Origin of the sequence: Planococcus salinarum, assembly GCF_007004625.1 — a bacterium.
In the GTDB taxonomy this organism is placed as follows: domain Bacteria; phylum Bacillota; class Bacilli; order Bacillales_A; family Planococcaceae; genus Planococcus; species Planococcus salinarum.
The window spans coordinates 57,114-78,840 of the sequence record NZ_VIFV01000009.1; the positions used below are offsets into that span (position 1 = coordinate 57,114).

General features: G+C 47.9%; 17 protein-coding genes. 13 read left to right on the forward strand and 4 right to left on the reverse strand.

The window, feature by feature from the left end:
• Positions 1 to 227 precede the first annotated feature (227 nt).
• Together DIJ65_RS07280 and DIJ65_RS07285 are read left to right on the forward strand one after the other, a co-directional pair.
• Positions 228 to 3,731 (forward strand): DUF6359 domain-containing protein, encoded by a 3,504-nt coding sequence (locus DIJ65_RS07280; RefSeq protein WP_313903014.1) that lies wholly within the window; start codon positions 228 to 230, stop codon positions 3,729 to 3,731.
• 138 nt (positions 3,732 to 3,869) lie between these two features.
• A complete protein-coding gene (locus DIJ65_RS07285; protein ID WP_117300643.1) occupies positions 3,870 to 5,324 on the forward strand; it encodes an aldehyde dehydrogenase family protein in 1,455 nt (484 codons plus the stop codon).
• Between the two features lie 54 nt (positions 5,325 to 5,378).
• On the opposite strand, the gene DIJ65_RS07290 is transcribed toward DIJ65_RS07285, so the two are convergent.
• Entirely contained in the window at positions 5,379 to 6,368 is a 990-nt protein-coding gene (locus tag DIJ65_RS07290; protein ID WP_117300539.1) for a two pore domain potassium channel family protein, read from the reverse strand.
• Positions 6,369 to 6,531: 163 nt separating this feature from the next.
• On the opposite strand from DIJ65_RS07290, the gene DIJ65_RS07295 reads away from it, so the two are divergent.
• The 5 genes from DIJ65_RS07295 to asnB all read left to right on the forward strand — a co-directional run bounded on the left by DIJ65_RS07295 (position 6,532) and on the right by asnB (position 12,196).
• Positions 6,532 to 7,227 (forward strand): SGNH/GDSL hydrolase family protein, encoded by a 696-nt coding sequence (locus tag DIJ65_RS07295; protein ID WP_117300537.1) that lies wholly within the window; start codon positions 6,532 to 6,534, stop codon positions 7,225 to 7,227.
• Positions 7,228 to 7,357: 130 nt separating this feature from the next.
• The gene (locus tag DIJ65_RS07300; protein WP_117300535.1) at positions 7,358 to 7,882 is read left to right on the forward strand and encodes a divergent PAP2 family protein; all 525 of its coding nucleotides are present in this window, start codon (positions 7,358 to 7,360) and stop codon (positions 7,880 to 7,882) included.
• Positions 7,883 to 7,981: 99 nt separating this feature from the next.
• The gene (locus DIJ65_RS07305; RefSeq protein ID WP_117300533.1) at positions 7,982 to 8,977 is read left to right on the forward strand and encodes a LacI family DNA-binding transcriptional regulator; all 996 of its coding nucleotides are present in this window, start codon (positions 7,982 to 7,984) and stop codon (positions 8,975 to 8,977) included.
• Between the two features lie 93 nt (positions 8,978 to 9,070).
• Positions 9,071 to 10,030, forward strand: a complete 960-nt coding sequence (locus tag DIJ65_RS07310; RefSeq protein ID WP_117300531.1) for an MBL fold metallo-hydrolase — start codon at positions 9,071 to 9,073, stop codon at positions 10,028 to 10,030.
• A gap of 291 nt (positions 10,031 to 10,321) precedes the next feature.
• Positions 10,322 to 12,196 carry an asparagine synthase (glutamine-hydrolyzing) gene (gene asnB / locus DIJ65_RS07315; RefSeq protein WP_117300529.1) on the forward strand — a complete coding sequence of 625 codons (1,875 nt, stop codon included), beginning with the start codon at positions 10,322 to 10,324 and terminating at the stop codon, positions 12,194 to 12,196.
• A 51-nt stretch (positions 12,197 to 12,247) separates the two neighbouring features.
• Here asnB and DIJ65_RS07320 read toward each other — a convergent pair whose 3' ends face one another.
• Complete coding sequence (locus tag DIJ65_RS07320; RefSeq protein WP_117300527.1) at positions 12,248 to 13,087, reverse strand: NAD(P)H-hydrate dehydratase; 840 nt, start codon at positions 13,085 to 13,087, stop codon at positions 12,248 to 12,250.
• A 614-nt stretch (positions 13,088 to 13,701) separates the two neighbouring features.
• Between DIJ65_RS07320 and DIJ65_RS07325 the strand changes: the two genes are divergently transcribed.
• Positions 13,702 to 14,049 carry a nuclear transport factor 2-like protein gene (locus DIJ65_RS07325; protein WP_142836483.1) on the forward strand — a complete coding sequence of 116 codons (348 nt, stop codon included), beginning with the start codon at positions 13,702 to 13,704 and terminating at the stop codon, positions 14,047 to 14,049.
• 298 nt (positions 14,050 to 14,347) lie between these two features.
• Positions 14,348 to 14,773 carry an NUDIX hydrolase gene (locus DIJ65_RS07330; protein ID WP_117300523.1) on the forward strand — a complete coding sequence of 142 codons (426 nt, stop codon included), beginning with the start codon at positions 14,348 to 14,350 and terminating at the stop codon, positions 14,771 to 14,773.
• A gap of 77 nt (positions 14,774 to 14,850) precedes the next feature.
• Here DIJ65_RS07330 and ptsP read toward each other — a convergent pair whose 3' ends face one another.
• Positions 14,851 to 16,569 (reverse strand): phosphoenolpyruvate--protein phosphotransferase, encoded by a 1,719-nt coding sequence (gene ptsP / locus DIJ65_RS07335; RefSeq protein ID WP_117300521.1) that lies wholly within the window; start codon positions 16,567 to 16,569, stop codon positions 14,851 to 14,853.
• Complete coding sequence (locus tag DIJ65_RS07340) at positions 16,566 to 16,835, reverse strand: phosphocarrier protein HPr (protein WP_117300519.1); 270 nt, start codon at positions 16,833 to 16,835, stop codon at positions 16,566 to 16,568. Before DIJ65_RS07340 ends, ptsP begins: the two co-directional genes overlap by 4 nt.
• 174 nt (positions 16,836 to 17,009) lie before the next feature.
• Here DIJ65_RS07340 and DIJ65_RS07345 point away from each other — a divergent pair, with 174 nt between their 5' ends.
• From DIJ65_RS07345 to DIJ65_RS07360, 4 genes are all read left to right on the forward strand, one after another.
• The gene (locus tag DIJ65_RS07345; protein ID WP_117300517.1) at positions 17,010 to 17,762 is read left to right on the forward strand and encodes a DeoR/GlpR family DNA-binding transcription regulator; all 753 of its coding nucleotides are present in this window, start codon (positions 17,010 to 17,012) and stop codon (positions 17,760 to 17,762) included.
• Positions 17,759 to 18,691, forward strand: coding sequence for a 1-phosphofructokinase (gene pfkB / locus DIJ65_RS07350; RefSeq protein WP_117300515.1), 933 nt, complete (start codon positions 17,759 to 17,761; stop codon positions 18,689 to 18,691). Before DIJ65_RS07345 ends, pfkB begins: the two co-directional genes overlap by 4 nt.
• Positions 18,688 to 20,604, forward strand: a complete 1,917-nt coding sequence (locus tag DIJ65_RS07355) for a PTS fructose transporter subunit IIABC (RefSeq protein ID WP_117300513.1) — start codon at positions 18,688 to 18,690, stop codon at positions 20,602 to 20,604. The genes pfkB and DIJ65_RS07355 overlap by 4 nt, the downstream gene beginning before the upstream one ends.
• A gap of 357 nt (positions 20,605 to 20,961) precedes the next feature.
• Positions 20,962 to 21,684, forward strand: coding sequence for a 3-ketoacyl-ACP reductase (locus tag DIJ65_RS07360; RefSeq protein WP_117300511.1), 723 nt, complete (start codon positions 20,962 to 20,964; stop codon positions 21,682 to 21,684).
• The last annotated feature ends 43 nt before the right edge of the window (positions 21,685 to 21,727 follow it).

Below are 21,727 nucleotides of genomic sequence, written 5' to 3' on the forward strand. Positions count from 1 at the left end.
AAACATAACTTAATTTTTGTGAAAATTAGGATACAGACTGTCGACATTTCTGTACACAGATTACTCCCGTTAATTTACAGATTAAAATGAATATTAAATCAATAACTCATCATACATCTTCGTAAATTCGGGACTATCGGGTATAATTATTAGTAAGTTACAAAAATTTAACAAAGCTTTAATATCCTTCTTGTATAATTATATTGTAAGAAAATTTGAAAGAGGGAGTGAATAGTTTGACGAAAAACTCATTCAGCAAAATTTTTCTCAGCTTTATCTTGGTGCTGTCAGCAGCTTTGCCGTATATGGCAACTGCCGATGCCGCAGAGCCGATCACGGTCGCGGAAGCAATCGCGAATAACTCTGGAACGGCCACGGTTAACGGTTATATCGTTGGCACCGCCACAAGTGGAACAAATTATAACCAGGAACCACCATTTACAAGTGCTACGAATTTAGGCTTGGCGGATTCCCCGGATGAAACCGATCCGGCGAAAATCTTGCCGGTGCAATTGCCGTCAGGTTCAATCCGTAGCGGACTGAATCTGGTGGATAATCCAACGAATTTCAAAGCTGAAGTGAATATCACGGGAACTCTAGGTACTTATTTTACAGTCCCTGGCTTACGCTCAGCATCATCATTCGAAATCCTTTCTGAAGGCGAAGCGCCAGCAGAACCTACAGCAGTCGACTCTTTGGCCGAAGCCCGCACAATGAAAGGTGAATTGATCCAAGTTGATGCAACAGTGACAACCGACACCGGTTTCTGGGGCGGCAGCGCATTCTACGTCCAGGATGAAACAGCCGGACTTTACGTCTACACTTCCAGTGCAGCGGTTTCTCCAGGGGACATCGTCCGTCTGACTGGTTCTGTTTCTGAGTACAACGGAGAATTGCAATTGCAGCCGAATACGGTTGACGTGCTGTCTTCCGGCAACGAGCTTCCTGTTTTGCAAACGGTTACACCCGCAGGAGTGAACGAAGAAACGCAGGGAGAACGGATCGAATTGCGCAATGTGACGATTACAAACCTGACGGCAGTCAATAATTACGGCACTTTCGAATTTACAGCTGCCGCTGAAAATGGCGAAACGGTTGTTGTACGCAATGACAACCGCAACGGTCTCGATTTCGAGCGTTTCGCCCAGCAATACAAAGAAGGCGATGAGATCCATCTGACAGGGATTGCATCTAAATTCACAGACACTTATCAAGTTAAGACGCTCGGTCTCGACAGCTTTGATCTTGTCAACAAACCGGCAGTTTACACTGACGTATTCCCGGGTGTCGTTTCTGAAGGTGTCGAAATTACGCTTCAGTCAGGCTGGGAAAATGCAGCGATCCATTACACGCTGGACGGCTCAGAACCAACTGCAGCCAGTCCGCAATATTCATCGCCGATCACGTTGGCCGAAGACACAGTGATTAAAGCAATCGCAGTCGGAGACCAGACATCGGAAGTGTTCACGTTCGAATACACTGTCTTGAAAGTAACGGACCTGAAAATCCGGGATATTCAAGGACAAAGCCATTACTCAAAGTATGAAGACGCTTCCGTCAATGAAGTGACCGGTGTCATCACGCATTTCTATAACGGCGCAAACTTTGTCATCCAGGACCCGAACGACGATGGAGACTGGAAGACTTCAGAAGCCATTCTTGTCAACAAATCTAACGCCAGCAGCGATTTCCAGATTGGTGACTTGGTCACAGTTGCGGGCACAGTGGAAGAATGGTTCTACAAAGGGTATTCGGATATGAGAAACAATGACCTGCCGCTGACACGCATCCGTTCAACGGATGTTGTGAAAGACGGGACGGCTGAACTTCCTGAAGCGTTGATCATCGGGGAAGACGTGTTCCCTCCAACAAAAATTATCGACAATGACGGATTGACCTCATTCGATCCCGAAGAAGACGGCATTGATTTCTGGGAATCGCTTGAATTGATGCGCGTTGGCGTGGCTGACGCACAAATCGTCGGGCCACAGAAATACGGCGAAGTATTCGTCGTATCCAAAAACGCGACAAATAATGAGTTCCACAAACAGGGCGGGATCCTTCTTTCTGAAGAAGACTACAACCCGGAACGCATTACGGTCACCACGGGTGGAAGTGTCGTTGCAAAAGCTGGTGACACATTCGCTGAAAATCCAGTAGGCGTTCTTGGCTACGGTTTTGGCAACTACCAGATCTGGACAGATGAAAGTACACTTCCAGAAATCGTGGACGGCGGAACAACACCCGAAGAAACATGGATTGAAAATGCTGAAGACAAACTAACCGTCTCAACATATAATGTCGAAAATTACTCGGCAGATCCGAGCCACACTTCAAATGCAAAAGCTCAGCGCATCGCTGAATCGTTTGTGGATGACCTGAATTCACCGGATATCATCGTCATGGTGGAAGTGCAGGACAGCGATGGTCCGATTGGCTCTGGCAACAGTGACGCCACGGCCAGCTATGAGCGCCTCGTTGCAGATATCAAAGCGGCGGGCGGCCCTGAATATGCCTGGACGGATATCGCTCCTGAATACAATCAGGACGGCGGCCAGCCCGGCGGAAATATCCGCGTCGGCTATCTGTACAATCCGGATCGCGTAGCACTTTCTGAAGGCACAAAAGGAACGGCTACTCAGGATACGGAATGGGTGGATGGCGAGTTGTCATTGAATCCCGGCCGCATCCAGCCGATCCCGATGCCGAATACGCGCAAACCGATTGCCGCTCAATTTGATTTCCAGGGCGAGCAGGTAGTGGTTATCGGCGCACACTTGAATTCAAAAGGTGGAGACCAGGGCTTATTCGGTCAAAACCAGCCGCCATTCTTCGGTTCAGTTGAAGAACGCATCGAATTGGCAACAGCGATCAACGAATTTGTTGCAGAAGGACTTGCACAGGATCCGGATTTGAATGTCATCGTTGCCGGAGATATGAACGATTTTGAATTTACACCGGCGATGGAAGCGTTGAAAGGCGATATCCTGACGAATAAAGTCGAGGATGTGCCGCTGGAAGATCGCTTCTCTTATTATTACCAGGGCAATTCACAGGTTTTGGATCATCTGTTGGTGACGAACAATCTGGCGGAACGCACGGAACTTGATATGGTCCATATCAATGCCATGTTTATGGAAGAACATGGACGCGCATCCGACCACGATCCATTGCTTGCACAAATCGATTTTTCCCTGCCGGCAGTGCCAGGAGAGCAGGAAGCGGATCCTGATTTCACAGGTGAAACGGCTGTCATCACTGCAGGCGAATTTAATGCTGAAGGTGAATTGTCAATCGAATTTACTGAAGGAACGATCGAAGATTTGCTCGAAAGCGGAAAAGATCTGTTGATCAAGCTGCCAGAAGCGGACATTACATTGACAGCCCAAAACCTTCAGCAATTGGCAATGGCTGCTGGACAGGGCTTCAATCTTGAACTGGCTGTCGACGACGCGTCAACGGTGGACAACCGTCCAACATTGACGCAGCAGCTCGACATTGCTGTGACTGATTCCGAAGGAACTGAAATCGACATCGACTTGAGTTCGGCATTCACATTGGCATTTGCAACAGACAGCAATGTGAAGATCCAGTTCGGGTCACGCGAAGATGAAAAAGGAAAATGGAAGATCATCCAGGGCGAACTGGATGGTGACACATTTACGCTGAGCGTCAATGAGTTCGGCAACTATACGGTTGTGACGAACAAAGGACAGGCGAAACAGCGGTAAATGAATATATAGGAGCGGCCCAGCAAGGCGGAATTATCGCCTTGCTGGGCCGCTCTTTTAGTTGCTGATACAGAATGTTTTTATCAGGCAAAACAGGGAAGAAGTTAGCAGGTGATAATTTTGAAAGGAGAGGTTGAAGTGGATAACTACAAAGATCTTGATCATCAGTTTATCGGTGGCCAATGGAAAGAGGGAACCGGCAGTAAACAAATAGAAGTCGTCAATCCCTATACACAGGAAAAGGTGACCGCTTTCAAGTCGGCAAGCGCAAACGATATCGATGAAGCTTACAAGGCTGCACAAGAAGCGCAGAAAGAGTGGGCAAGTGTCGATGCGTTTGAACGGGCACGAATCATTGAAGAAGCTTCCCTTATCATGGAACGGCGCAGAGAAGAGCTGGTCCAGCTGCTTATTGAGGAAGCCGGTTCAACACTTATCAAAGCGAATGTGGAAGTGGATTTCTGCATCGCGATCACAAAACATGCCGCATCCTTCCCGTTCGAGAACGAGTCACAGGCTCCGCCATCGATCGTTCCCGGAAAACGCAATGAAGTGCTGCGGAAACCCCTGGGCGTTGTCGGTGTCATAGGCCCTTTTAATTTTCCGATGTACCTGGCGATGCGCTCAGTTTCTCCGGCACTCGCAACAGGAAACGGAGTCGTTTTGAAGCCGGATTCCCAAACGGCATTTACCGGCGGTACGGTATTGGGGAAAATCTTTGAAGAAGCCGGAGCGCCTAAAGGCATTTTGAATGTCGTGGTGCCGGATATTTCTGAAGTTGGCGATGCTTTCGTGGAACATCCGATACCACGGATGATTTCATTCACAGGATCTACCGGCGTAGGCAAACATATCGGGGAAGTTGCTGGGGGCTTGGTTAAAAAAGCAGTGCTGGAACTTGGCGGCAACAACCCGTTTGTGGTGCTGGAAGATGCTGATATTGAGAAAGCGGTCGAAGGAGCTGCGTTCGGCAAATACATGCACAGCGGCCAAATCTGCATGGCGGTCAATCGCATCATCGTTCATCAGGATGTATACGAAGAATTCACAAAACAATTCCTTGAGCTGAGCAGGAAAATTAAAGTGGGAGATCCCAAAGAGGCGAACACATTGATCGGGCCGCTCATCAACCAAAAAGCAGTCCAACGGATACTGGGCGAAGTGGAACAGGCAAAAGCTGAAGGAGCTGAAGTTTTGCTCGAAGGATCGGTGGACGGCAATGTGATGTCGCCGTTTGTGCTGAAAGGAACAAATGAAATGGCCACAGCAAAAAATGAAATGTTCGGACCCGTAGTGACCATTATCCCGGCGAAAGATGAAGCGGAAGCACTGCAGATCGCCAATGATACGCAATACGGACTCAGTGGTTCTGTCCATTCATCCAATTACGAAAAAGCTTTCAATTTTGCCCAGCGAATGGAAACCGGCATGGTTCACATCAATGATCAAAGTGTCAACGATGAACCGCTTGTCGCATTTGGAGGCGAGAAGAATTCAGGGCTGGGCCGTTTTGGCGGACATTGGTCACTGGATGAGTTCTCAACGTTCCAATGGATTTCTGTGCAGGAAGAAAGAAGACGCTACCCATTTTAAAGAAAAAAATCCCTGTCCAAAAAAAGGACGGGGATTTTTACTGTATACACTCTTTTATTCCGGCCATTGTCTTCCGTTGTCCCGCAGGCTGCCCAGCAACTCTCTGCGGCGTTCGGATAAATCATCCAGGGAATCGAGGAATGCAGCAGTCGAAACGGCCGGCAGGCCTAATTCCCTCATTCGATCCAAATCCGGAGGGGAAGGAGAAAACTCAGCCGGACTGATATAGCCGGTGCGAAGGGTTCCGATATAGCTCTCGATGGTTGAACGCGTTTCCTGGAGGAGCAGGTTATTCGGCCCGTGGCCTTCTTGCATTCCGTATTTGAAGACGGTCAATGCTTCATCCAAAATGGCCACTGATACCGATAATTCCGCATCCCTGTTACTGGCATGGTAATAATGCAGGATAGGATAGGCGTTGTGTTTGGAAGTCAACGTACTCAATTGAGCAGAAAAGGAATTCAGCAGCAGATCGATATCGTGAAAGTCCCTGGCGTTCCAGGAATTGCTGACAATTTCACTTACATTGTCGCCGATGCCGCGAACACTCTCGGCAAAAGCGCGTTTCTGGCTCACTGCTTCGAGTACAGAAAGAATGTAGGTGACCCCCAGCGTGATGAAGACAAGGCCGCTTGCTGTCGTAAAAATGGCGATGATCTGCCAAAAACCTTCCTTCATGATGTAGTCGCCGACACCCAGTGTGAACAGTAAAAAGCCTGTGACATACCAGCGTTCCGGCCAGCTGAGCGGATTGTTGTCATTCGTATCGATAATGGAAAAGGGATCGGCAGCAAAAAGCAGGGTCCAGCCCGTCCAGAACAATAGAATCCAGCTTAGGAGAGTGGCGATAAGAATAAGGGGACCGGCCATGCTGATGATTAGAGGGCGGTCTTTGCCAATCCACCTGATTCCGAACCAAAACAGCAGAGAAACCCTTTTGGTCACAGGTCCGGCGCCGCCATCCGGCCACAGCGTTGTCCAGACGAAATCGATAATGCCAAGCAACAATAAAAGCACACCTAAAATTGCGTAAATTTCTGTCATCGTTTGCCTCCTTTAAGGTAATTTGTAAACTGTCTTACTAAAATAATAGTGGAAAGCAACGAATCTGCCTACTTATATGAATCACATGAAGCGTATCAATTGATACATAATTGTTATAATGATATAATTGTATCAAAATATTGGGGGAAAGGATGTGCTTTGATTGGAAAAAAGATATCTGTCGGGCGTCCTTCTGAATAAAACGCCTTTACGTAAAATCCGAAAACACAAAAAAGAATTCAACATAGGAACCATTGTTATTTTGGGTGATTCCGTGGCATATGGCTACGGCACCGAAGCTGGTATTACGAAATATTTGCGGGAAAGCTTTCCTGCGAGCCGGATCGTCAACCTGGGCATCAACGGACTGACAAGCGATGGGCTGGCTGACAGAGTGGCATCGGGCAAATGGGATGACCATCTTTCTTCAGCAGATTTTGTCCTGATCAATATCGGCGGCAACGATCTGCTGCAAGGGTTCAGGAAGCTCGGTGCTGCTGGCCTGATGCGCAACTTTAAAGCCCTGCGTCTCAACTATAGAAGGAATCTCCTCGGAATTTACAGAAGGATCCGTGAAGTGAATCCGGAAATAGTGCTTGTTCAAAACGATCTTTATAATTCGATGAAAAAAGAACATCAATACCTGGGGCTGACAAAGCTTCTTTTTCGGCGCTGGAACCGTGCAATAGGTCAACGTGGCGTCATTATTTCCAAGACAAACAAGATGGGCAAAAATCCGGCCATCTGGCTTGACGGCGTCCATCCGAATGAGGAAGGCTATAAATTGATGCATGAATTATTGATCGATACATTGCGGGCTACCGGGATTGCCCTCCCGCAACATTCCAATGAAAAATAAGAAGCTTTTCACAGCGTTGAAGGGCTTCTTTTTCTGATGCTCGGATTTTCCGGTTATCTGCCGTAGATTTCGGGTATTGCACTTTATACAGCATATTAGCTGCAGTAACAATATTCAGGAGGCGGATTGCATGAACTACGGCGTAATAACATCCCTGTCGGCGATTGGAATCGCACAGGCTTTAAAGATTGTAACAAATAAAAAATTGACGGGTGAGTGGCATTGGAAGCACGCCTTTACAACAGGTGGCATGCCGAGCTCCCATTCGGCAGGCGTATCAGCGCTCGCTACATATGTGGCAGCCCATAAAGGGACTCGCCACACAGAAACGGCATTGGCGATTGTGTTCGGAACGATCGTCATGTATGACGCACAAGGAATCCGCCGGCATACCGGGGAGATTGCCCAACTGGTAAATGATCTGGAAGACAGCCTGATTTCAATGAAAGGCGATTTCCCAAGTCTCGAGTTGATCAAACGTGAAGAAGAGTTAAAAGAATTGCTGGGGCATCAGCCGGTGGAAGTGTTTGCAGGAGCGATGTTCGGCGTGCTGCTGGGACTGCTTTCAGCAAAACTGGAAAACAATGCAATCGACCGCAGGTTGGCAAAAAGTTTGCCGGTGCCGGGCGGCGCGCCAATCAACAGCAGAGCCTGATAACTGAAAGTAACCTCTTCCTTTACAGGAAGGGGTTTTTTTATAGAAGCAAATCTGCTAATGTATACGTATACATACGAGTAGAATTAGTGAAAGGAGGTGGCCATCCTGGTTTCTTCTGTTGATGTCGCAAAACTGGCGGGCGTGTCTCAAGCCACGGTTTCGAGAGTGATGAATAACCCGGAAAAAGTGAATGCGGAGACCTTTACGAAAGTGAATGCCGCTATTCAGGAATTGAATTACCGTCCCAATGCAGCTGCCCGTTCATTGATCAGCCGAAAAAGCGGTATCGTCGCGTTGCTTTGCGGTCCGCTGGAAGACCCTGATAACGCGGAGTTCAGCGCCCGTTCAATTGCCTATGCACAGGAAAAGGGCTTCATCACTGAAATTCACATCCAAGACCCGACTCAGCCGGGAACAGTTTTTGAAGCAATCAGCCGGTCGCAGGCGGAAGGGATCCTTGTAGGGCCCATCACCCCAGTCGGCACGGGCATCGCATCACTGAAAAATTCCGGAATTCCATTTGTGTTCTGCGGTGCCGACCAACACGGTGAGCACAGGTTTGTGTCGCTGGATAACGCGGCTTCCGGTAAGCTGGCGGCGGATTATCTGAATAACCTAAGTCATACGGTCGTCGGCTGGGTAGGGGGCGGGCGCAATGAATCGCATCATGGCACCCGTTACAGGGGCTTTCTGGAAACGGCGAAGTCGCAAGGGATGAAGATCTGCAGTGCCGCCGGCGCATATTCTGATTTTGACGGCGTGCTCTCGGCGATGATGGCGAGAAAGGACCGGCCGACGGCAATTGCCGCCGCAACAGATGCCCTTGCTGCACAGGCCATTGATTTTCTGATTGCCTATGGGTATTCGATACCGGAAGATATGTCGGTGCTGGGCATTGGCAATTCACCTCAATCAGCCATGAATTATCTGAGTTTGACCACTATTGGATTGCCACCTGATAGAGATATTTTTAAAGAAGCTGTCACCGAATTGCTGGCATTGATCCATGGAGATTTTCCGAACCATTCCTTTAATGAGCGGATTGAGCCTGAGCTTTTCATCCGAAACAGTTCAGCACCAAATCAGAAATAATGATGTATACGTATTCATAGCCAGCAAATTAAGAACTTCTCCTCAAAAAACAGAATCTTTGGTATAATGCAGGTATTTGAAGGAGGGATACGGATGGCGAGTATTTATCCAGTGGATTTAACAGATCGAATTTCCTTGATTGATGGCTATGACATGGGCATAGCAGAACGAACGGGTACATACGTCATTGCTGAAGAACAGCTGACGCTGATTGAAACCGGCCCCAGCCCTTCGGTGCAATATATACTGGAAGGATTGGCCAAATTGGGCCATAAACTTGCAGACGTCAAATACATCATCGTGACACATATTCATCTCGACCACGCAGGCGGCGCCGGATTGTTGATGCGCGATTGCCCGAATGCGAAACTGGTGGTGCACGCAAAAGGCGCCAGGCATTTGAGCGATCCGTCGCGTCTCATTGCCGGTGCGAAAATGGTTTACGGCGATCGTTTTTCTGTTTTGTTCGACCCCATTGAAGCTGTGCCGGCAGAGCGGATTCTGGTCAAAGGGGAAGGTGATTATCTGGATATCGGCCCTGGCTGCCAGCTTGAATTCTGGGATTCGCCAGGACATGCCAACCATCATTTGGCCATCGTCGATCCGGTCAGCAACGGTATTTTCACCGGTGACACAGCAGGCATCCATTACGCACAATTGGCAAAAGAAGGGATCGAATTCCATCTTCCTTCGACTTCACCGAATCAATTTGATCCGGAAAGTATGCGCAGTTCCATTTCACGGATGAGAGAAGGCGGGTTTACCCGGGTTTTCTATGGACATTTCGGCATGACTGAAAAACCCGATGCTGCATTTGCCCAAGCCCTTGAATGGCTCGATATTTTTATGGAGGAAGCGCAAGCAGCTGCCTCTGCCGGTGAGGGGCATACCGAGTTGGCTAAGCGCCTGAACGACATGGTCAAATCATCATTAAATTCTTTGGGCGTTCCGGAACATCATGAAGTTTATATGCTCATCGAACTCGATTTGATGGTAAGTTCCATGGGAATGCTGGATTACCTCAAAAAACAGGGACCACTATTGAAAAAATGAAGTTAGGGGACTGAAATCTGTACGGAAATATTTCTATTTCTTTACAGATTTTCTTGTTTAGAGTTTAACGGCAGTATTCGTGCTAAACTTGGAACTTCCGGAACGTTTTAACGTCCTATTGAAGTGCGAAAAGCGAGCAAATGCCGGTATTTATGGTAAGCTTAGTTGTTGGCAAAAAATAATTGCAAAATTTATCAATAACAGGTGCTATTTAATGACTTCTTATGATTTAATTAATGGTGATGTTTTTTAATGAAAGAACTATAAAATAGATGAAATGAGGCAGCATGAATGTGTGGATTTACAGGATTTATCGGTAACACTGAACGTGCCGGATCCGTTCTGGAAAAGATGATGGACCGGATTGTACATAGAGGACCAGATTCAGCTGGACAATTCCTTGATGATACAGCAGCTCTTGGGTTTCGGAGGTTGAGCATCATCGACCTTGAAAGCGGGAGCCAACCTTTTTATAACGAAGATGATACGTTGGTGGCGATGGTCAACGGTGAAGTTTATAATTTCCAGGAACTGCGTGAAGAACTGATTGAAAAAGGCCACGCCTTTTCGACCCATTCGGATTGTGAAGTCATCATTCATGGCTACGAGGAATACGGAACTGCCATCTTCAGCCGGCTGCGCGGCATGTTTGCGTGCGCCATCTGGGATCGTACCAAGAAGAAACTGGTTGTGGCGAGAGATATGTTCGGCATCAAGCCGCTGTATTACGCCAATATGAACGGTGTTTTACTGTTCGGTTCTGAAATCAAAAGCTTTTTGCCGCACCCTGCATTCCGGAAAGAAGTAAATCGCGATGCGCTGAAGCCTTATTTGACATTCCAGTATTCCGTATTGGATGAAACATTCTTCAAAGGCGTGTTCAAATTGCCGGCAGCCCACTTCCTTGTTTTTGAAGAAGGCGAGATTTCCCTTGAACGCTATTGGGAGCCTGCATTTGATGTCAATGAAAAGCCGCTGGAAGAAACAGTGGAAGGGATTGATGAGGTCATTCGCGAATCGATCCAGGCACACCGGATCAGTGATGTGAAAGTCGGCTCATTCCTGTCAAGCGGCGTGGATTCCAGTTATGTGGCTTCTGTCCTGAAACCGGATAAGACATTCACTGTCGGCTTCAGCGACAAGAATTTCTCTGAAATTGACAATGCCAAGCAATTATCGGATGAACTGGATATCCAGAATATCTCCGAAGTGCTGAATTCGGATGAATGTTTCAACGAAATTGAACAAATCCAGTACCTGATGGATGAACCGCATTCCAATCCGTCGATCGTACCGCTTTATTTCCTTGCGAAGCTGGCGAAGAAAGATGTAACGGTTGTGCTTTCCGGAGAGGGAGCGGATGAATTGTTCGGTGGCTACGACGATTATGATGTGCGCCCGAACCTGAAGAAATACCGCAAGCTCCCGGCAGGTCTGCGTTCCTCCATTGGAGCGGCTGCAGCCAAACTTCCCGAAATGCGCGGCAGACAATTCCTGATTCAAGGCGGACTCCCTGTCGAGAAGTGGTTTATCGGCCAGGCGAATGTGTTCCCGGAAGCGGAAGCAGCGAAAATGCTGAAAGCCGATTACCAGCACGGCCCTTCGGTGGAAGACATTGTTCGTCCCGTCTACGATCGCGTCAAAGGCAAAGACGATTTGACCAAAATGCAGTACCTCGATTTGAACCTTTGGCTGGTAGGGGATATCCTATTGAAAGCCGATAAGATGAGCATGGCGCATTCCCTGGAGCTGCGCGTTCCTTTCCTGGATAAGAAAGTGATGGCGACAGCTGCAGAATTGCCGGCGAAATACCGCATCGGCGAGAATGACACGAAATACGCCATGCGTCTTGCGGCGCGCCGGGCACTTCCGGAAGCGTCTGCAAACCGCAAAAAAATGGGCTTCCCGGTACCGATTCGCAACTGGATCCGTGAAGACAAATTCCATCAGCAGATCAAAGCGTATTTTACTTCTGCAGAAGCGGCGGAATTCTTCAACCAGAACGAATTGCTCGCTTTACTGGATGAGCATTACACGAATAAAGCCAATAATGCACGCAAAATCTGGACCATTTTCATGTTCCTCGTCTGGCACAGACGTTATTTTGTTGTCGAACAGCAAGATGCCGTGCAAATCCCGGTAGATGTGGAATCCGCTTTGGTGTAAAAATGCAAAAAGCAGCAACGTTCAGGCAGCGGCCTGTAACATTGCTGCTTTTTATGTTTCAAAGGATTTCATGACAACAGGCAGCAGTTCCGTCAGCTCATGGGCCACAAGGGTATGGGCGGAGCGGCTGCGTATCCACTCGTCGGCGCATGCACCGTGCAGATGAACGGCGTTCAGAACCGCATGCTGCCAATTGTCATGGAAGCAAAGCATGCCAAGGATCATGCCGGTCAGCGTATCGCCGGTGCCTCCTTTGGCCAGAGCACTGTTGCCTGTCGCATTAATGAACGTTTCTCCATCGGGAAAAGCGATGATAGTGCTCTTGCCTTTCAGCACAATCGTGATGCCCGTTTTCATGGCCCATTTGACAGCATGCCCAGCGCGGTTATTTTGCAATTCTTCCACGGATACCCCGGTGATCCGTGAAAATTCTCCCGCATGCGGGGTCAGGATGACTGGAGCCGAAGCGCGGCTGTAGCTTCTGGCTGATAGCGCGCCGGCATCAAGCACGAGCGGCTTGCCAGCTGCCAGCAACCGTTCCACAGCCTGTTCAGTTGCTTCACCCGGGATGATGCCGGGCCCGATAGCGATGGCCCGGAACCCGTCTAAATCTGTCGTGGCGCTTGTGAGCCGTTTCATCATAGCCGGGTCGAATGTCGCTTCTGGTACAAGCGCAGCAATAACCGGAATCGACTCTGCGGCGGTGGCGACCACCAGCTTACCCAACCCGCTGCGCATGGCACCTTTGGCAGCCAGCGCTGCTGCTCCCGGCATTCCCGGACTGCCGGCCACCAGCAGCGCAGTGCCATATGTTCCCTTATGGCCGTCGTCACGGCGGGCAGGCAACGTTCTGGATACGTCCTGCTTGGACCATTGCGGTATCTTCTCCATCGATTTCGCATCCTTCCTTTAAATGTGCATTAACCTGAATCTGGATCGGCTAAACCATCTGGCGTTTATTTTTTTGCAAAGCAGCCAATAAAATATAAACCGGATTGAATGCTGCTGGAGCGGGTAAAGAAGAAGAAACAGAAATAAAAAGCAGTGCTGAAGGTGCCTGATGAAAAAGCGAAGCAAAAAGAAGAAGAGAACGCAAAGGGGAGTTTTACGGGTTCACCCGAGCAGCAGTTGCCCGGATCTCGAGGCCGAAGAAAGAAAAGACCTTGCGCCTTCAAAGGACTCTTCTTCTGATAAACAAAAAGACGAATAAAATTTGCCTTCCAGTTCCCTTGGGAATTGGAAGGCAAATTTTCTATATTGCTTATGAGCTTTCGATGTTTATTTGAAAAATGGTACTTTATGTATTTATTTCTTTGTAAGGATGAAGTAAGATGGAAGGGGGTAAAGTAGCCAGAAATGTCTGAAAATATAAAAGGGTACGAGTTTCAGATTTTATGATGACCTGTAGAGTTTCTGTTTCTCTGCCATCAAGTCACGGGAATACATGATTCGGAGGCGTGGTATTATGGAAGAAAAGGAAAAAGAAGAGTTTTTCCGGAAATTCAATGAGTCTTTTTTTAAAAGGAGATCAGGACTTCATCAGTGAGCATGTTACTGAGAACGTATCGTGGTCCATGGTCGGTACTGTGCCGGTAAAGGGCAAACAGGGGCTGCTTGATGCTGCGTTCGGCATTGCAGATTTCGACGCTATGGATTTTCAGATAGAAACGATAATCTGCAACAACGGCGAAGCGGCGGTAAAAGGCATTAGCTCACGTAAAAATGAAGAAGGCAAAACCCGGAAATTCTGCTACGTGGATTTATATCGGCTGGATAAAGAAAATCTGGAAAAAGTCAGAAGCATTGTAACATTCGTTATTGAATTGAAGGAGGAGAACGTGGAGGTGGAATGAGGAAAAAGAAGGGATAAGCATGACGGAATAATAATCATCAATTTTTGCAGTGGCCTTGCTAAGCCTGATGTTTATGATTCCCTCTTTTTTATCATAAAAAGTAAGCTGATCCCGTGTTAGCCGCTCTGCGGTTTTTCTTCATTAAAAACCTGCCGGCTGTTCTCTTTTTGGCCTCCATCACTTACTCGTCATTCGCTATTGACGTAACGGGCTATTTCCGTATAATGATTATAATTTTGCGTTGATGAATTTTCCAGTTGCACTGTTTCATCTTTTAATGGGAGAGGATGATGTGAATATGAGGTCAAGGGCAGCGCTGCTGATTGTAGATAACGGCCATTTGGCATTGATTAAACGGATCTGTGATGATGAGACTTATTATGTTTTCCCGGGAGGCGGCATAGAAGCAGGCGAATTACCCCAGGCTGCCGCAGAACGGGAAGCGTTGGAAGAGTTGGGTGTCAAAGTGGAGATGGGTCCCCAGGTATTTCTAACAATAGGCTCTGGTAAAGAGTATTATTTTTTGGCTTCGATAACAGAGGGCCGATTCGGTTCCGGTAGCGGCGAAGAATACACCGATCCTGAGCGGGGCCGAGGAAGTTATAAGCCAGTCTGGGTGCCGGTTGAAATGCTGACGGCTATCAGTTTATATCCGGAAGCTCTGGCAGTTGCTGTGTTACGACAATATACAGCAGGAGAATTACAGTATAATAAATGGGCCTGATAATTTGTGGAACTAGAAAAGCCATTGAAAAAGTAACTTTTTCAATGGCTTTTTCTATTTGATCCATAGTTACCTGACTAATGTTTAACCAAGCCAGCCACATATTGCTTAACTTCTTCTGCAGTGGCTAATGACAGGATCTGTTCTGTGTGTGTAACCAGTTCCGCTTTGGACAGCGTACTGATCAGTGAGCGGGTTTTCAATATCGATGAAGCACTCATGGAAAACTCATCCAGTCCGAGTCCGAGCAAGATAGGAACGGCCAATTCTTCTCCAGCCATCTCTCCGCACATGCCTGCCCATTTTCCTTCTTTATGGGCAGCGTCAATCACCATTTTGACCATCCGCAGAATAGCCGGATTGAATGGCTGGTAAAGATGGGCCACGTTTTCATTCATGCGGTCCGCTGCAAGCGTATATTGAATCAGGTCATTCGTGCCGATCGAAAAGAAATCGACTTCTTTGGCAAAAAGATCCGCCATGACAGCAGTGGATGGAATTTCGACCATGATGCCGACTTCAATCTCTTCGTTGAAAGGAATGCCTTCCGCTGCCAATTTTTCCTGTTCTTCGACGAACAATTGTTTCGCCTGCCTGAATTCCTCCAGCGTGGCAATCATCGGAAACATGATTTTCAGGTTGCCATGAACGCTGGAACGGATCAACGCCCGCAACTGGGTTCTGAACATATCCGGCATTTCGAGGCACAGCCTGATGGCGCGGAGTCCCAGGAAGGGATTCAATTCTTTTGGGAGATCCAGGTAGGATAATTCCTTGTCGCCGCCGATGTCCAGTGTGCGCACGACCGTCGGCTTGCTGCCCATCCGTTCCAGGACTTCCGAGTAAATCTCAAATTGCTGTTCTTCGGTAGGGAAGCTGTCCCGGCCCATGTAAAGGAATTCGGTCCGGAACAGTCCGATTGCTTCTGCGCCATTTTCAAGAGCGGAGTTCAGGTCTTTCGGCGAGCCGATGTTAGCACCGAGTTCCACTTCAACCCCGTCTGCAGACAAAGTAGCCGCATCTTTCAACGACGCCAGCTGTGTTTTCTGATGGGCAAATTCTTCTTTGCGTTTTCCGTAATGTTGCAGTTCCTCTTTTGTCGGATTGGCAATAATCTTCCCTTCGATGCCGTCAACGATCAGCACAGTGCCATCCTCCAAATTTTCCATCAAGTGCTTGACTCCCACCACAGCCGGTATTTCCAAAGTTCTGGCCAGTATTGCAGAATGTGAAGTCCGTCCACCTATTTCCGTTACGAAGCCCTGGATAAATTCAGGGTTGAACTGAACGGTATCCGAAGGTGTCAGGTCTTCCGCCAAAATGATCACTTTTTCGGAAATAAGCCCGGGATTCGGAACTTTTACCCCGAGCAGATGCCCAAGGACACGGTTACGGACATCTTTTACATCCGCAGCGCGTTCCTTCATATAATCATTGTCCATTGAAGAGAAGATGCCGATGAACATCTCAGCTACTTCATGTAGGGCAAATTCTGCGTTGACATGATCTGTTGTGATTTTTTCAGTGATCGGGCCGATCAGCTCCGGGTCGCTAAGTACCATCAGGTGCGCGCCGAATATCGCCGCTTCTTTGGGGCCAATCTGTTTTTCGGCCTGTTCCTTGATAAGTTCCAATTCAGCAGTGGATTTAGCCAGAGCCGATTGTAACCGCTCGATTTCAGGGCCGGGTTCCGCAATCATTATCTTCTCAAACTCAAGCGACGGATTTTCCAAACGATATGTCTTTGCGATGGCAATTCCGTCAGAAGCCGCAATTCCATAAAGTTGGGAAGTCATTGGTTTGAAATCCCTTCATCCTTCATCGCCTCTTCAATTGTTGCCATTGCCTCATCTTCATCTTCACCGTCTGCTGAAATGGTGACAATTGAGCCTGAAGAAATCCCGAGGGACATAACTCCCAAAATCGATTTCAAATTGACTTTTTTGCCTTTGAATTCAAGCATGATATCCGATTTGAATTTGCTTACTGAACCGACCAGTGCAGAAGCGGGACGCGCGTGCATACCTGCTTCATCTGTAATTGTGAATTGTTTTTCAGTCATTATAATTCCTCCTTGGTTTGTTGGCACTCTTAATTTCTTTTTATTTAAAACCTTGTATGAAAGGCTTTTATAGAATCAAATGAGCGCTTTTGATTGCTTATGAATGATTATGATTGATTTTGGAAGCGATTTCAAGTAATATCATTTTAAATCATACTAAAAGAAGGTGCAGGTATGTTAACCAATGAACGCCATGAATATATTTTAAATTGTCTGTATGAAAAAAAGACCATCAAAATCCAGGACATCGTGGATTACACAGCCGCTTCCGAATCAACCATCCGCCGGGATCTGACTGAGCTTGAGAATCAGCAGAAACTGGAGCGGGTGTTCGGTGGCGCTGTGCTTCCGGGACGTATTCTGCAGGAGTCGAGTGTCGCGGATAAGGCGGCCCGGAATCTTCAGGAAAAAATACGTCTTGCAAAATTTGCGGCATCGTTCATCGAAAAAGGCGACAGCGTTTTTCTTGATGCCGGGACGACGACGTTTCAAATGATTCCTTATTTGAAAGAGAAAGAAGTGGTTGTGGTGACCAATGGGCTGACGCTTGTCGAATCACTCAATGATTATGGCATTACGACTTATTTGACGGGTGGTTTGATGAAGCCGTTGACCGGTGCTTTTGTCGGTGCACAAACTCTCCAGTCACTTGGAAATTACCGATTTGATATCTGTTTCCTCGGCGCCAATGGTTTCCATGCGGAATACGGCTATACGACGCCTGATCCTGAAGAGGCGGCCGTCAAAAAGCGGGCAAGCACATTAGCCCGAAAAACTTATATCCTTGCCGACCATTCCAAGGCCAATAAAGTAAGTTTTGCCAAGATCATGGATTTGGACCAGGGCATCCTGTTAACAGAACAGATTGCCGGCGAAACATTGGGAGCTATCGAAAAAAAGACAACAGTGAAGGTGGTTGGCTCATGATTTATACATGCACGATTGCTCCGTCCATCGATTACACCGTGTATTTACCCGAATTCGAATCAGGGAAACTGAATCGTGCGGACAGTGTCTATTATTATCCCGGAGGCAAAGGCATCAACGTTTCCCGCGTGTTGAAACGTTTGGGTACCGACAATAAGGCAATTGGATTTGCCGGTGGGTTTACCGGGCAATATATTGAACAGTTTTTAAGAAATGAAGGGGTTGCGGCGGAATTTATCCCGACTGACGAAATCACCCGCATTAACGTCAAAATCAAATCCCAGGAAGAAACCGAATTGAACGGACCCGGACCGGCACTTGATGCTGAACAGCTGGAACAATTAACGGAAAAAGTGAAGGCTTTGAAGAAGGGGGATTGGTTTGTTCTTGCGGGCAGCCTGCCGGATTCGATACCTGAATCCGTATTCTCTGGCCTCTCACAAATTTGCCGGGATCAGGAAGTCCGGTTTGTGTTGGATACATCGGGACCGGCATTGAAAAGATTAGTGAAAACGAAGCCCTTCCTCATTAAACCGAATTTGGAAGAGCTGGGCGAATTGTTCGGGATTGAAATATCCAGTAAGCAGGAAGCATTTGAATACGCTTCGAAACTTGTTGGAAACGGCGTCGGCCATGTCATCGTTTCAATGGGGGCAGAAGGTGCGATGCTGGTAGCAGAAGAATTCGCTTTTTCAGCTCAGGCACCGAGAGGACTGGTGGTAAACACCGTAGGCTCCGGTGATTCGCTGGTCTCCGGGTTTATTGCCAGTTTTTCAAAACACCAGGATGCAGAAAGAGCATTCCAATATGGCGTCGCCAGCGGCAGCGCCACTGCTTTCCGGTCGGATTTATGCGACAAAGCCGGAGTCGAGGCATTACTGGAACAAGTAGAGATTTACCCATTCAACGGACAGGATGTGACAAAATGAGAATTACAGATTTATTGACCAAAGACACGATTGCCATGGATTTGCGGGCAGACAACAAAACAGCTGTCATAGATGAGCTGATTGCACAGCTTGACGGGGCAGGAAAACTGACTGACCCGGAAGCTTTCAAACAAAACATTTTAACGAGGGAAGAGCAGAGCACGACAGGCATCGGCGAAGGAATCGCCATTCCCCATGCCAAGTCAGCTGCAGTAAAATCCCCTGCAATTGCATTCGGCCGGTCGCTGGAAGGCATTGATTTTGAATCGATGGACGGACAGCCGGCAAACTTGTTCTTTATGATTGCAGCGAGTGAAGGGGCAAATGACGCGCACCTGGAAGCCTTATCGAGGCTCGCAACATTTTTAATGGATGAAAAGTTCCGGGAGAGAATTCTCGCGGCCGCTACGAAAGAAGAAGTTTTACTGGCAGTATCAGACAAAGAAACCGAAGTGGCCGGTCCGGAAGACACGCCGGCAACCACGAATGAAACAGAGTCATCCGGCAAAAGAATCCTGGCTGTCACTGCCTGCCCGACCGGGATTGCACATACGTATATGGCGGCTGAAAAGCTCAGTGAACGCGCAAAAGAACTTGGCATATCACTGAAAGTGGAAACAAACGGTTCCAGCGGGGTAAAAAACCGCCTGACTGCTGAAGACATTGCCGAAGCGGACGCCATCATTGTGGCCGCCGATACGAAAGTGGAAATGGCGCGTTTTGACGGCAAACCGGTCATCCAGACAGCGGTCGGCAAAGCGATCTACGAAACGGATAATCTGTTGAACCGTGCTGTCACAAATGACGCGCCCATCTATAAGCATGACAAGTCTAAAGACGAAGCAACTGAGTCAGATTCAAAAGGCGGATTTTACAAGCATTTGATGAACGGTGTTTCGAATATGTTGCCGTTTGTCGTCGGTGGCGGTATCCTGATTGCGTTGTCCTTTTTCTGGGGCATCAATGCATCAGATCCGACGCATCCTGATTATAATGAATTTGCAGCCATGCTGAGCACAATCGGAGGTGGCACTGCGTTCTTCCTGATGGTTCCTGTTCTTGCAGGCTTTATCGCGATGAGCATCGCGGACAGACCCGGTTTTGCGCCGGGTATGATCGGTGGTTTGATCGCCATCACGGTTACGGGTGTTGAAGGCGCAGATGGCGGTTCCGGATTCCTTGGCGGTTTGATTGCCGGTTTCCTTGCCGGTTATGTAACGGTACTTGTGAAAAAGGTATTTTCTCGTATTCCTCAAAGTCTCGAAGGATTGAAACCGGTTCTCTTTTATCCGGTATTCGGCATCGCCATCACAGGGATTATCATGATGCTGATCAATCCGCCACTTACGACCGTCTACAGTGGAATTTCCGCATTCCTTGAAGGACTTGGCGGTACGAATCTTATCCTTGTCGGACTTTTGCTTGGCGGTATGATGGCAGTCGATATGGGCGGGCCGGTCAACAAAGCGGCCTATACATTCGGCATTGCGATGCTGGATGCGGATAATTTCAATTTCATGGCAACGGTCATGGCGGCGGGCATGGTTCCGCCGCTTGGCCTGGCCATTGCGACAACGATGTTCAAAAAGAAATTTTCGAAACCGGAACGTGAAGCGGGCAAGACAGCTTATGTTCTTGGTGCAAGTTTCATCACAGAAGGCGTTATCCCGTTTGCCGCGGCTGACCCGGCTCGTGTCATTCCGGCGGCCATCGCCGGAGCGGCGACTACCGGAGCACTCGTAATGCTGTTCGATATCGGCTTGCGCGCACCTCACGGAGGAGTCTTCGTCATCGGGCTGGTAGACGGCGGGGCTTTGAGCATCCTTATGTACTTGATCGCGATCCTTATCGGTTCGTTTGTAACAGCGATCATTGTTGGAATGCTGAAGAAGAATGCAGCAGTAGCAGCTTAATCAAATTACCGCAATCTGCGATTCATGCAGATTGCGGTTTTTTCTTGCCCTCATATAAAAATAGAAACAGATTAATTCCTGAGTATTATGATAGTAAGATAAAAGTATGGCTTAATAGTATTAATAAGTTATTCGAGGAAGAGGAAGGGTATCTGTATATTATATAAAAAGAACCTCTTAACAATAATCTTGATTTTAGATAGGGAAAGTAGAAGAAATTGATTATGAACAAACGGACCATTATCATATTATCGAATATCGGAAGACGAACCGGAAGTGTAAATTTTTCAGAAGAGGGAAACCTGTAAAAAGAAGATATTAATTATAAACTGACGTGAAGAAAGGATTGAATACAAGATGGCACAATCACTGAAAGGCAAGACTGCATTTATTACCGGAGCGGGCAAGGGGATCGGCAAAGCGACGGCACTCGCCCTGGCGGAAGAAGGCGTCAATATCGGCATGATGGCACGGACGGAATCGGATCTGGAGGCGGTCGCAAAAGAACTTGAACAGCGCGGCGTGAAAGCGGCTTATGCCACTGCCGACGTATCGTCGATGGAACAGGTGGAAGATGCAGTTGCGAAACTCACTGAACAGCTTGGTTCCGTTGATATTCTCATCAATAACGCCGGAATCGGCACATTCGGACCGTTCCTTGAAATCGATCCGGCTGAATGGAAGAAAATGATCGATGTCAACCTGATGGGTATGTATTACGTGACCCGCGCGGTGCTGCCGCAATTGATCGAGAAAAACGGCGGCGACATCATCAATATTTCGTCCATGTCGGGCGTCAAAGGTACAGAAGGCTCCAGTGCCTACAGTGCCTCGAAATTCGGCGTGCTCGGCATGACGGAATCGCTGTCGCAGGAAGTGCGCAAAAACAATATCCGCGTCTTTGCGCTGACACCGAGCCTCGTGATTACGGAATTTTTCGGGGAAGGCAACAAACCGGAGAAGAGCGAAGAGAAATTCATGCAGGCGGAAGACCTGGCTGAATACATGGTAGCCCAATTAAAGCTCAACCCGCGGATCTTTATTCCGAAGTCGAGCCTGTGGGCGACCAACCCATTCTAAAATTTTGAAATGAATCTTGTCGAGAACAACAAGGGGGGCATTA